Genomic DNA, 12,535 nt, shown 5'->3' with positions numbered 1-12,535 from the left:
CTGACTATTCCGCCGCTGCGCCGGCGATGCTCTTGCGGCTGGCGTCGACCATGCGCCGCCGCGCGCGGAACACGCCCCATTGCTGGTCGATCAGCACGCCGATGAGGATGACGCCGCCCATCACCGCGAAGTTGAGCGAGGACGGGATGCCGAGCAGATTGACGAGGTTCTGCAGCTCCTGCAGCAGCACGGTGCCGAGGATGACGCCGATCAGCGAGCCCTCGCCGCCGCGCAGCGAGAAGCCGCCGAGCACGGCCGCGGCAATGGCGTAAAGCTCGTAGAACTGGCCGTGGCTGGCCGGCGAGATGGATCGCGTGTACATGGCGAAATAGATCGCCGACAGCGCCGTCAGTACCCCGCAGATGACGTAGGCGGCCATGACGACACGCCCGGTGCGGATGCCGGAATATTTCGCCGCCTCCTCGTTCTTGCCGATGGCGTAGAGATAGCGGCCGAACACCGAGCGGTGCAGCACCACCCACATGACGATGGCGATGACGATCAGGGCGAAGAAGGAGTTCGGCACGCCCCAGGAGCGGCCGGCGGTCAAGAATTCGAGCTCCGGGAAATTCTGGCCGAAGGCGAAGCCGGCGGTGCCGTCGGCGGTGTAGAAGCGGGCGACGCCGCGATAGATCAAAAGGCCGCACAAGGTCACCACGAAGGGCTGCAATTTGAGCCGCGTGATCAGCCAGCCATGCGCCAGGCCGATGATGGCACCGAGCACCAGGATGAGCACGAAGGCCAGCGGCCATTCCATGCCGCGCACGGCGATGAAGTCGATGAAAAGCGTTCCCAGCAGCGCCACCAGCGAGCCGACCGACAATTCGATGCCGCCGGTGATGATGACGAAGGCCTGGCCGATCGACAGGATGCCGAACAGTCCGATCAGGTTCGAGGTGTTGGCGAGATTGATCGGCAGCAGGAAGCGCGGATTGATGATGGCGACGATGGCGCCGACCACCAGGATCAGGATCAGCAGGCCGAGATCTTTCTTGCTCATCATCTTCTCCCCAATGCCGGCCCGAGCGCTTCCGCGGCGCGGCGGCAGAATTATTTCGGCTGCTTGCCTACCGCCAGCAGCAGCACGTTTTCCTGGCTGAACTGGTCCTTGTCCAGAATGCCCGAGATCTGGCCCTCATGCATGACGGCGATGCGGTCGGACACGCCGATCACCTCCTCCATGTCGCTGGAGATCATCAGCACGGCGACGCCGGCGTCGGCCAGCGCACGCATCAGCCCGTAGATCTCCGCCTTGGCGCCGATGTCGATGCCGCGCGTCGGCTCATCGAGGATCATCACCTTGGGGTTCATCGCCAGCCATTTGGCCAGCACGACCTTCTGCTGGTTGCCGCCCGACAGCGTGCCGGTGCGCGTCTGAACCGAGGGCGCCTTGATGCCGAGATCTTTTTTCTGCTTCTCGGCGGTTGCCGTTTCGGCGCTGGTCGACACCAAGGAGCGCTTGGCATGCGCCGGCAGGTTGGGCAGCGAAATGTTCTGGGCGATCGAAAGGTCGAGCAGGATACCGGTCAGCTTGCGGTCCTCCGGCACCAGGAAGATGCCGTGCGCGACGGCATCGGCCGCCGAGCCCAGGGAGAGCGGCTTGCCGGCGAGCTCGAGCGTGCCGCCGAGGCTGCTTTCGATGCCGAAGAACACCCGCGCCAGCTCAGTGCGGCCGGAACCGACAAGGCCGGCAAGGCCGAGGATTTCACCGCGCCTGACGTCGAGATCTACCGGCCGGCCGGGATAGGTCGGGGTGCGGATGGCCTTGGCCGACAGGGCGACGGCGCCGGGGGCGCGGGCCGCCTCGGAAGCCTTCTCGCGCTCCTTCAGCATGCGGCCGATCATCAGCTTGACCATCTGGTCGTGGTTGATGTCGCGCTTGGGCAAGGTGCCGGCCAGCATGCCGTCGCGCAGCACGATGACGCGGTCGGCGACGCGCTCGACCTCGTGCAGGCGATGCGAAATGAAGATGACGCTGATGCCGTCCGCCTTCAGCGCCCTGATGACGTCGAGCAATTTGTCGGTCTCGGCGATCGGCAGGCTCGACGTCGGTTCGTCGAGGATGACCAGCCTAGCCTTGATCGACAGCGCCTTGGCGATCTCGACCATCTGCTGCTGCGCGAGCGACAGTTCGGCGACAGGCGTGTCGGCGGAGAAATTGGCGCCGACGCGCTTCAGGAGCGGCGCCACCATGGCGCGCAGCCTGGCGCGGTCGACGAGCCTGAGCGGCCCGGCGCGCAGCGGTTCGCGGCCGAAGAAGATGTTGGCTGCGACATCGAGGTTCTCGAACAGGTTGAGTTCCTGGTGGACGAAGGCGATGCCGGAGCCCAGGCTGCCCTCGACGCTCAGGCCGTCATGGGCGGTGCCGTCGACGGTGACGGTGCCGCTGTCCGGCCGCGTCACGCCGCCGAGGATCTTCATCAAGGTGGATTTGCCGGCGCCGTTCTCGCCGACGAGACCGATGACCTCGCCCGGCCTGACCTCCATCGAGAAGCCGTCGAGCGCGACGACGCCCGGATAGGTCTTGCGCACGTTCTCGAGACTGAGGAACGGGGTGGTCGCGGCGATGGATGTGTCGGAATAATTCATCATGCCTGACAGCGTTGGCGGGCCGACCTCTTGGCAGACTGACTGGCCTCGAAGGGTTCGTCAATGCGAGAGCAGCCGGCTCAAGCGACGTTGAGCCGGCTGAACTGCCTTCGGTCTTAGTTTCCAGCCATCGCCTTCAGATTGGCGGCGTAGGCGTCGACGTCATCCTTGCCGATGATCTTGGTCGGGATGATGATGAGGCCGTCGGCCGGGATGCCCGACTTGTCGCCCTTGAGATAGGATGCCATCAGCTTCATGCCCTGATAGGCCCACTCGAAGGGCTGCTGCACGACGGTGGCGGCAATGGTGCCTTCCTTGACGCCGCCCAGCGTGATCGGATCGTCATCGAAGCCGACGACGGTGATCGAGCCGAGCTTGCCGGCATCGCGCAGCGCTTCATAGATGCGCGGCGTGTTGTAGGAGTAGAAGCCGACCATGCAGGTGACGTCGGGACTGGCGACCAGCGCGTCCTCGACATTCTTCTTGGCGCGGGCCTGATCGATGTCGTCGCCGCGCACGTCGACGAGCTCGATCTTGGTGCCGGCCAGGCCATCCTTCATGCCCTGGATGCGCTCCTTGGCATTGTCGGCGCCGAGCAGGCCGACGAAGCCGAGGCACTTGCCGCCGTCCGGCATCGCCTTCTTGGCGATCTCGGCCGCCTGCTTGCCGGCATCGACATTGGACGAGCCGATATAGGCGACGCGCTTGGTCTGCGGAGCGTCACTGTCGGTGGTGAACAGCGCCGTTTCCGAGGCGATCTTGTTCAGCCCGTCGGTCGAGGTCTTGGGATCGACGGCCGAAACCATGATGCCCTTGACGCCGGCGGTGACCAGATCGTCCATCAGCCGCTGCTGGATGGCGACCGAGGACTGCTCGGGATATTTCAGCTCGAGATTGTAGTCGGGCAGTTCGCCCTGCGCCTTCTTGACGCCGGCTTCGGCCGCCTTCCAGAAGTCGGAAGCGCCGTTGACGACGAAGGCCAGCGTCGGCTTGTCGTCGGCGCGCGCGATCGTGCTCGCCGTCAGGCCAAGCAGCAGCGCCGCGGTGGCCACGGATGCATTGCGTATCAAGGATTTCATGTTCAACCTCCCGTTTTGGCCGGTCGTCGGACCGGCCGATCCTGCACTTGTCTGATTTGCCGTTCGCGGCTTGGACGCCCTCCTCCTCAAGGGTTCCCGGCACTGAAGATGGCGTCGTTCCAGCCACGGCGACGGACTTTAGAGACTCATCCCCCGTTCGTAAATAGTCCGATTTGTCTGACATATCACATGTCCGCGACAAGGCTTCGCGGGGGTACTATCCGCTTGCCATCGGGCCATTCGCATGCACCGCGCCCCAGGGAAAACGGACGCGACGGACCGACGTTACAGCGCATTTTCGTATTAGTAAACGGTATTAGTTGCGTTCGATGGCGACCACGCCGGCGGCGACGCCGTTGGGTTTGCCTGAAACGCAATGGCTTGGGGCAAACGGGGTAATCGGCTCATATGCTGTGATTTGAGCTGCCCGGAGCCGGCTAGCCAGTAGACCCGTCGTCCGCTAATAGGTATAAGTTAGCCGATATTTCTATAAACCGGCGCGGCCTTGATGGTCGCCGGGCAGGCCGGACAGGCTGGGGAACACGAACAGCATGAGCGAGACCACCGATATCGCGACGGCAAGGCGCCGCAAGGCGCCGGTGAAGCCCAAGGGCCGGGTCACCATGACCGACATTGCGCGCGCCGCCGGCTGCTCGCAGGCGACTGTTTCCTTCGTGCTCAACAATTCGCCTGGCATAAAACTGTCGCGGCAGACGCGCGAGCGGGTGATCGAGGCGGCGCGCGCGCTGGGCTATAGTGCGCCGGCCTTTTCGGCGCTGAAGGCGCCGGCCAGCGCCTTCGACGGGCTGGACGGGGTGATCGGCTTCGCCGTCGACCAGCTCGCCACCAGCCCGGAAGCCGTCGTCGCCATCGAGGGCGCGCGCCAGGCCTCGTGGAACGCCGGCAACGTGCTTCTGGTGGCGCAGACCATGGGCGACGCCGTGATGGAGCCGCGCGCCATAGAGGCGCTGACCAGGCGGGGCATTTCGGCGCTGATCTACATGACCATCTTCACCCGCGAGATCACGGCGCCCGACTTCCTCTACAGCCTCGACATCCCGGTGATCCTGCTCAACTGCTACACGTCGGATTACGCCTTCCCCGCCGTGGTGCCCTCCGAGATCGCCGGCGGCCAGAGCTCCACCCGGCACTTGATCAGCCACGGCCACCGCCGCATCGCCACCATCACCGGCGAGCCCTGGATGCAGGCGGCACAGGACCGCCTGAAAGGCTACCGCCGCGCTCTTGCCACTGCCGACATCCCCTTCGATCCCGAACTGGTGGTCGAGGGCGACTGGTCGGCAAGTGCCGGCTATGCCGCGACCGTCAAGCTCCTGGCGCTGAAGGACCGCCCGACCGCCATCTTCTGCCAGAACGACCGCACCGCGATCGGCTGCTACGAAGCGCTGAAGGAAGCCGGCCTGCACATCCCGCAGGACATCTCCGTGGTCGGCTACGACGACGAGGAAATCGCCAGGCATCTGTTCCCGCCGCTGACCACCTCGATCCTGCCGCATATGGCGATGGGCCAATGGGCGATCGAACAGCTCGAAGCGCCAGCGACGGTGGGACGGGGGCGCTATCCCATCACCAAGCTGGAATGTCCGCTGGTGGAGAGGGAGAGCGTGCGGGCCGTGGCAGGCTGACCGACCCGGCCGACAAGGCAAGCATTTGGGCGATGAAAACCGGCGCCGCGAGCGCCGGCAGGCCACGGACTTTCCCGTCGGACTTTCCCGCTGCCGGGGCCAGCCAGGCATGCCCTTTCAATTGGCACAGCAAGCGGTCGGGCCGCCGGCCCCGAGGCCGCGAAGGCGTGAAAAATGCCGGCCAGCGACGCCGCGAGAGCCCGATTGCGCCAAGATTCGAGGACATTTGTTCCAAGCGCGGCGTGTTGGTTGAACAGATTGGGTTGCAGGCATAGCCTTGCGTCGTCCACCGGGGCTCGCCTCGAGCTTGCGGGGGCAACAGGCGGCGGATCGCGGCGTGCCGCTGATCGAGGAGACGAACATGCAGCTCGAACAATCCCTTGCCGGCATGCGCCGGCGCGACCTTCTCAAAATGATCGGCATTACGGCGGGCAGCGCCGCAATGTACCAGGCCATGACCAGCATGGGGCTGGCGGCAGAGTCCGATTACAAGGGACCGATCAAGCTCGAAGGCGACCCGAAGGGCGCTTCGGTGCTCGTCCTGGGCGCCGGCCTTGCCGGCATGCTGGCGGCCCTGGAACTGCGCCAGGCCGGCTACAAGGTGAAGATCCTCGAATACAATGCCCGCGCCGGCGGCCGCAACTGGACGATACGCGGCGGCGACACCGTCACCGAACTCGGCGGCTACACGCAGAAATGCGAGTTCGACGAGGGGCTCTACCTCAATCCCGGCCCCTGGCGCATCCCTTACCATCACAACGGGCTGTTGGCCTACTGCCGGAGGCTCGGGGTGACGCTGGAGCCGTTCCAGCAGACAAATCACAACGCCCTGCTGCACTCGACCGAGGCCTTCGGCGGCAAGCCCAAGCGCGTGCGCGAGATCGAGACCGACTTCAAGGGCCACACGTCGGAGTTGCTGGCCAAGGTGGCCAAGAAGGGCCAGTTGGAAGGGCTCGTCTCCAAGGAGGACCAGGAGGTGCTGCTCGAGGCGCTGCAGTCCTGGGGGGCGCTGGACAAGGACTACAGCTACAAATCCAGCCTCGCGACCGCCGAGTTCCGCGGCTACGAGAAGGAGCCGGGCGGCGGCATCGGCGCCGAGCCGGTGGCGGGTCAGATCATCGGCGCGTCCGACGTGCTGAATTCGCGCCTGTGGGGCAGCCTCGCCAACTTCTCGCTCTACGAATTCCAGACCACCATGTTCCAGCCGGTCGGCGGCATGGGCAGGATCGGCGAAGCCTTCGCCAAGCAGGTCGGCGACCTCATCACCTACAATGCCAAGGTCACCAAGATCGCCCAGAACGACAAGGGCGTGACGGTGACCTATGAGGACGCGAAAAACCCCGGAACCGCCCAGGAAGCCAGCGCCGACTGGTGCGTGTGCACCATTCCGCTCACCATCCTCAGCCAGATCGAAATCCAGGTCGGCGGCGCCATGCAGGCGGCGATCGGGGCGGTGCCCTATGCGTCCTCGGTCAAGGTCGGCCTGCAGATGAAGCGCCGTTTCTGGGAGGAGGACGAATCGATCTTCGGCGGCGTCAGCTACACCAACTTGCCCATTTCGCAGATCTCCTACCCCAGCACCGGCTTCAACGCCGGCGGCAAGGGCGTGCTGCTCGGCTGCTACACATGGAACGGACCGAACTCCTACGAATTCACCGCCATGACCCCGCAGGAGCGCGTGCAGAAGGCGGTGGAATACGGCGCGCAGCTTCACCCGCAATACAAACAGGAGTTCGAGACCGGCGTTTCCTGGGCATGGCACCGCTCGCCCTTCACGCTTGGCTGCGCGGGCGACTGGACCGAGGAGGCGCGCAAGGAGCACTACGACAATCTGTGCCAGATCGACGGCCGCATCGTGCTGGCCGGCGAGCATGCCTCCTACATTCCCGCCTGGCAGGAGGGCGCGATCCTGTCCTCGCTCAACGCCATCACCCGCCTGCACCAGCGCGTCATGCAGGGATGAGGCCATGCCGATCCCTTCGTTCACCCCGTATCCCGCGAGGCATCCCATCATGAGCAGCTCCTTCAAAAGACCCTGCGGTCTCATCGCCGCCATGGCCGCCGCCATGGCGTTCACGGCTCCCGGCGCGTTCGCCGATTCGGCCGGCGTCACGTTCAGCCAGGGCGATACTTTCACCGAAAAGGACGGCGCGGCGCTCTATGCCAATGTCTGCGCCGCCTGCCACCTGGACAAGGGGCAAGGCGCGGTCGGCGCCGGCCACTATCCGGCGCTGGCCAAGAACAAGAACCTGGAGACCGGCGGCTATCCGGTAAGCCTCGTCCTGCACGGGCAAAACGGCATGCCGCCGGTGGGGCAGATGATGAGCGACGACCAGGTCGCTGCCGTGGTCAACTATGTCAGGACGCATTTCGGCAACGACTACAAGGATGCCGTGACGGCGCAGGACGTGAAGGATGTCCGCTGAGTGGCGGATGTCGCCCGCTCATGCGGCAACGCAAACGGCGGCGGGCATTCCGGCGCTCGCCGCCCTCTCGAATGGAAGGAAACGGGTCATGAAACCATCGATCGGGAAATCATGGATTGGGGCCGCCGTGCTGGCGGCGGGAATGCTGGCGGCCGGCGCGGCCGTGGCCGACGACGTCGTTCGCCACAAGATTCCGAATTCGGATTTTCCGATCCTGCGCGCCGTCGAGGTGCCGGCCGGCAAGACCACGGTCTATCTCAGCGGCGCCGTGCCGTCGGTCATCGACGAGAAGGCCGACAAGGCGACGGTCGCCGCCTATGGCGACACCGAGGCCCAGACCGGCTCGGTGCTGAAGTCGATCGACAAGACGCTGGCCGATCTCGGCCTGAAGATGGGCGACGTCTTCAAGATGCAGGTCTTCCTGGTCGGCGATCCCGCCAAGGGCGGCAAGATGGATTTTGCCGGCTTCATGAAAGGATACACGAAGTTTTTCGGCACCAAGGACCAGCCGAACCTGCCGACGCGTTCGGTGGTGCAGGTCGCGGGCCTCGCCGGTCCCGGCTTCCTGGTCGAAATCGAAGTGACCGCCGTGCGGCCCTGAAGCCGGGCGTTCGGCCAGCCCGTTGCGCCAGGATGCCGAACGGGCTGGCGAGGCGCGGATCCGGCGGGCCGGGAATCGTACGGTTGAAGTGACCTTCAGGCACCCACCGAAAGGCGGAGCTGGGCGATGTTGACCCGCCAGTGAGGGCTAAACCGCGCGGAGCCCACGCCCAGGCACTAGCCATTCGTCGAAGGCAGGTCGCGCGACCGCGGACGGAAAACCGCCTCACACCTTTCCCGGAATTGCCCTAGCCTCGCCTCTTCAGCGCAGGGAGAGCGAGATGACATCAAGTTTCACCGTTCATGACGCCAGCGGATATGAGCAGCTCATGGGCCGCTGGAGCCGCAAGCTCGCGCCCAAATTCATCGACTTCGCCGGGCTTGCCCGCGGCGAAAAGATCCTCGACGTCGGCTGCGGCACCGGCAGCCTGACGTTCGAGCTGGCCAAATCCGCCGACCTCGCGGCGATCGCGGCAATTGACTTTTCGCCCGTCTTCGTCGAGGCGGCGAAGCGGCGCAACACCGACCCGCGCATCGAGATCCAGCAAGCCGACGCCACCGCCTTGCCGTTCGCCGACGATGGTTTCGACCGCGCGCTGGCGCTGCTCGTGCTCCACTTCGTGCCGGAGGCCGGCAAGGCGGTGGGCGAGATGCGCCGCGTGGTGCGGCCGGGCGGCGTGGTGGCGGCCGTCGTGTGGGATCATCTCGGTGGCATGCCCGGCATGCGCATGATGATCGACACGGTGGCCGCGCTCAGCGAAGGCGGACGCCAGATGCGCAGCCGCTATTGCTTCCAGCCGATGATGCAGCCGGGCGAAATGAAGCGGACTTTTGTCGAGCAGGACCTGGCCGACGTGACCGAAACCGAGCTGATGATCCGCATGGACTACCGGGACTTCGACGACTATTGGGCGCCGATAGCGGCCGGCGAAGGCCCGCTCGGCAAATACATGATGACGCTCGATCCAGCCGAGCGGACGCGCAGCGAGGCCGCCGTCCGCGATGCCTATGAGGCCGGCCGGCCGGATGGCGCGCGGTCGTTTGCGAACGTTGCCTGGGCTTGCAGGGGCGTGGTGCGGTAAGGGCGCCGAAGAACCGCCCGTCCGCCATCTGCCGCCCAGGCCGGTCTCCATGAAGACGCACCGGCGCTATTGCGGCAGACCGGCGGCCTGCAGCGCCTCGCCGAGGCATTGCGCGACCGCCGGGGCGCAATGTACGGCGGCGAACTGCCGACCGTAGCGAAACGTCGGATGCAGCTCACGCACCCGCGCCGCTGCCGCCATCGCCTCGTCCAGCCGGCCGAGCTTGGCCAAGGCGGCGGCCAGTTGCACATAGGTGATGCTGTGGGCGGGATTGGCCTGCACCGACCTGTATGCGGCACGGCAGGCCTCGTCATAGCGGCCGCGCAGCAGATGGCTCATCGCCTGCGCGTCGAAGGCGGCGAAGGCCCAGGGGTCGAAGGGGCTGAGCCGCATCCCGCGCTCGCTCCACGCGATGGCCTGCTCCGCTTCGCCGCTCCAGCCGAGGATGACGCTGCCCAGAATGTAGGTCAGGGCGGATGACGGGCTGACGGCAAGCGCGGCTTCCAGGGCGGTGAAGGCGGCCTTGCGGTCATGTCCATCCATGCCGATCGAAAACCCCGCAAGGGTAAGCGCGGCCGCGTCGTCCTGTCCGTGCAGGATGGCCAGCCGGGCATGGCGTACCGAAGCCTCGCGATCGGCTTCCTGCAAGCCGGCGCGAAGGAACAGGCAATGATGGCACATGGCGGCATTGCCGTGGGCAAGCGCATAGGTCGGCTCGAGTTCGATGGCGCGTTCGAGCAGCACGAGCGCCTGCGCCACCCGTTCGGGCATGCCGGAATCCACGTCCGGCTGGGCGCGCAGCACGAGGTCGTAGGCATCGAGACTGTCGGGGCGCTTGCGCCTCACCCTCTCGATTTCGACGCGCCGCAGGCTGGGCGCGATCGCGCCGACGGCCGCCAGCGCGATCTCATCCTGGAGCGCGAAAATATCGGCGGAGGCGCGGTCGAAGCGCTCGGCCCATATGTGGGCGCCGGTCGAGGTGTCGATCATCTGGCCGGTGACGCGCACGCTGCCGCCGGCCCTGCGCACGCTGCCTTCGAGCACATAGTGGACGCCGAGCTCGCGGCCGACCTGCTTCACGTCCACCGCGCGCCCCTTATAGGTGAAGGAGGAGTTGCGCGCGATGACGAACAGCCAGTTGATGCGCGCCAGGCCGGTGGTGATGTCGTCGACGATGCCGTCGGCGAAATAGTCCTGCTCCGGATCACCGCTCAGGTTCGAGAACGGCAGAACCGCGATCGAAGGCTTGCCGGGCCATGTCAGCGTTGCCGCCTCGGGGCCAAGACCACCGATCGCGACCTCGGGCCCGACATAGCGATAGCCGTGCCGCGGCAGCGTCTCGATCCAGCTTCCGCCGCCGGCCGCGCTCTCCAGCATGCGCCTGGCCGCCGCGATCTGCACCGTCAGATTGCTGTCCTCGATCGCTTGCCCGGGCCATGCGGCGTCGATCAGCGCCTGTTTGGGAACCGGCTTGCCCGTGCGTTCGACAAGCAGCGCCAGCAGCGCGACGGCCCGTTGGCCGAGCGGCGTCGGCTGGTCGCCGTGGAACAGGATCCCGGCTTCGCCGTCGATGCGAAAGGGGCCAAAGGCGAGGCTCGTTGCCATTCCCGAAGGAGATACCGTTTGCGATCTTTTCGCAATGATTTCGCAACGGCTTCACGACTGGCCGGCCGGGTAGAGGCATTCTGTGCCGGTGGCTGCGGGAAAAAGCAGCGAACCGATGGAGGATCAAATGAGCGCCGCGCCTGTCATCCGGATGCCCGACGAGAACGAGGGGGTCATGCTGCGTGGCCAGCCGATGGTGTTCCTCGTCACCGGCGCGGATACCAGACACACGAGCGTGTTCGACTGGACCATACCGGCCGGCTTCGCCACCGGCCTGCACGTCCATCGCGTGCAGGAAGAAACCTTCTATGTGCTTGACGGCGAATGTGTCTGGCACGTCGGAGCGGAGGTGATCCGGGCGACCCCCGGCATCTTCCTGTTCATTCCGCCCGGCGTGCAGCACAACATCACCAATGTCGGCGAAAAACCGGCCCGCGTGCTGATGACCGTCTCACCGCCCGGGCATGAGCACTATTTCGAGGAACTTGCCAGGCTTGCCGCAAAAGGCTCCCCGGACCCGAAGGCGCTTGCCGAACTGCGGAACCGCTACGACACCGACCAGATTTCTACCCTGACGGCAAGTGCATAGGCGAATTGGTGCATAGGCGTAATTGGCCCGCTTACGGGGGCGAACGCCGGCCGCCGGCGCCTGCGTTGTCTGGACACAGCAAAGATTATCGCTGCGGCCGAGAGGTGGCCTCCAACGCGGGGAACCCTGCATCTGGATAAAAGCGCGCAGTGGTCTAATCTCCCTCGGGATTCCGACATCTTTCGCAGGGGATTCCCGAATGGCACTTGGCGGACCGCGCCCGACCTGGCTTACTTTCGACTGCTACGGCACGCTGATCCAATGGGATGAAGGGCTGATGACCGCGATGGAGACGATCCTGTCGCGCAAGGGCCGCAGGATCGAGGCGCAGACATTCATCCCGGTCTACGACCGGCACGAACACCAGCTCGAGCATACCAAGCCGCACCTCTCCTTCGCCGAGGTGACCGCCAAAGCGCTGCATCTGGCGATGCAGGACTTTTCGCTGGAAGCGGAAGCCGGCGACGCCGAACTGCTGACATCCTCGATCGGCCGCATGCCGCCCTTCCCGGAGGTCGTCGCGACGCTGCAAAGGCTGAAGCAAGCCGGCTTCAGGCTGGCGATCATCTCCAACACCGACGACGCCATCATCGCCGGCAATGTCGCGCAGCTGGGCGGCGCCATCGACCGGGTCATCACGGCGCAACAGGCGCAGGCCTACAAGCCGTCGCGGCAAATCTTCGAACACGCCTGGCGCACCCTTGGCGTGACCAGGAACGAGCTGGTCCACATCTGCGCCAGCCCGCATCTCGACCTGACCGCCGCACGCGACCTCCACTTCCGCGCGGTCTGGGTCGATCGCGGGACGGGACGAAAGCCGCCGGCGGATTATGAGCCGGACGCGGTGGCGCGGGGGCTGGATGATGTGCCTGGGTTCTTTGAGGCGGCTGGGTGGGTTTGATGTCGGAGGGATGGGTGG

The 12,535-nt window shown here is 65.6% G+C and carries 11 protein-coding genes; 7 read left to right on the top strand and 4 right to left on the bottom strand.

Annotated elements, in window-relative coordinates:
• Nucleotides 1–4: 4 nt before the first annotated feature.
• From FJ867_RS25515 to FJ867_RS25505, 3 genes are all read right to left on the bottom strand, one after another.
• Nucleotides 5–1,000 (bottom strand): ABC transporter permease, encoded by a 996-nt coding sequence (locus FJ867_RS25515; RefSeq protein ID WP_140517717.1) that lies wholly within the window; start codon nucleotides 998–1,000, stop codon nucleotides 5–7.
• 50 nt (nucleotides 1,001–1,050) lie between these two features.
• Nucleotides 1,051–2,589, bottom strand: a complete 1,539-nt coding sequence (locus FJ867_RS25510) for a sugar ABC transporter ATP-binding protein (RefSeq protein ID WP_140676583.1) — start codon at nucleotides 2,587–2,589, stop codon at nucleotides 1,051–1,053.
• 116 nt (nucleotides 2,590–2,705) lie between these two features.
• Nucleotides 2,706–3,668 carry a sugar-binding protein gene (locus tag FJ867_RS25505; protein WP_140491278.1) on the bottom strand — a complete coding sequence of 321 codons (963 nt, stop codon included), beginning with the start codon at nucleotides 3,666–3,668 and terminating at the stop codon, nucleotides 2,706–2,708.
• 551 nt (nucleotides 3,669–4,219) lie between these two features.
• On the opposite strand from FJ867_RS25505, the gene FJ867_RS25500 reads away from it, so the two are divergent.
• The 5 genes from FJ867_RS25500 (at nucleotide 4,220) to FJ867_RS25480 (ending at nucleotide 9,422) form a co-directional block, all read left to right on the top strand.
• A complete protein-coding gene (locus FJ867_RS25500; protein WP_181167260.1) occupies nucleotides 4,220–5,314 on the top strand; it encodes a LacI family DNA-binding transcriptional regulator in 1,095 nt (364 codons plus the stop codon).
• A 361-nt stretch (nucleotides 5,315–5,675) separates the two neighbouring features.
• Nucleotides 5,676–7,277 (top strand): flavin monoamine oxidase family protein, encoded by a 1,602-nt coding sequence (locus FJ867_RS25495; RefSeq protein WP_224681940.1) that lies wholly within the window; start codon nucleotides 5,676–5,678, stop codon nucleotides 7,275–7,277.
• 49 nt (nucleotides 7,278–7,326) lie between these two features.
• A complete protein-coding gene (locus FJ867_RS25490; RefSeq protein ID WP_140517716.1) occupies nucleotides 7,327–7,740 on the top strand; it encodes a cytochrome c in 414 nt (137 codons plus the stop codon).
• 88 nt (nucleotides 7,741–7,828) lie between these two features.
• Nucleotides 7,829–8,341, top strand: coding sequence for a RidA family protein (locus FJ867_RS25485; protein ID WP_140491282.1), 513 nt, complete (start codon nucleotides 7,829–7,831; stop codon nucleotides 8,339–8,341).
• Nucleotides 8,342–8,621: 280 nt separating this feature from the next.
• The gene (locus tag FJ867_RS25480) at nucleotides 8,622–9,422 is read left to right on the top strand and encodes a class I SAM-dependent methyltransferase (protein ID WP_140524156.1); all 801 of its coding nucleotides are present in this window, start codon (nucleotides 8,622–8,624) and stop codon (nucleotides 9,420–9,422) included.
• A gap of 66 nt (nucleotides 9,423–9,488) precedes the next feature.
• On the opposite strand, the gene FJ867_RS25475 is transcribed toward FJ867_RS25480, so the two are convergent.
• Complete coding sequence (locus tag FJ867_RS25475) at nucleotides 9,489–11,027, bottom strand: winged helix-turn-helix domain-containing tetratricopeptide repeat protein (RefSeq protein WP_140685573.1); 1,539 nt, start codon at nucleotides 11,025–11,027, stop codon at nucleotides 9,489–9,491.
• A gap of 127 nt (nucleotides 11,028–11,154) precedes the next feature.
• Between FJ867_RS25475 and FJ867_RS25470 the strand changes: the two genes are divergently transcribed.
• Together FJ867_RS25470 and FJ867_RS25465 are read left to right on the top strand one after the other, a co-directional pair.
• Complete coding sequence (locus tag FJ867_RS25470) at nucleotides 11,155–11,616, top strand: cupin domain-containing protein (protein ID WP_140818895.1); 462 nt, start codon at nucleotides 11,155–11,157, stop codon at nucleotides 11,614–11,616.
• A 199-nt stretch (nucleotides 11,617–11,815) separates the two neighbouring features.
• A complete protein-coding gene (locus tag FJ867_RS25465) occupies nucleotides 11,816–12,517 on the top strand; it encodes a haloacid dehalogenase type II (RefSeq protein ID WP_140818893.1) in 702 nt (233 codons plus the stop codon).
• The last annotated feature ends 18 nt before the right edge of the window (nucleotides 12,518–12,535 follow it).

This window comes from Mesorhizobium sp. B2-5-3, assembly GCF_006441005.1.
Classification (GTDB): Bacteria; Pseudomonadota; Alphaproteobacteria; order Rhizobiales; family Rhizobiaceae; genus Mesorhizobium.
This window is presented reverse-complemented; position numbering and strand designations above follow the sequence as displayed.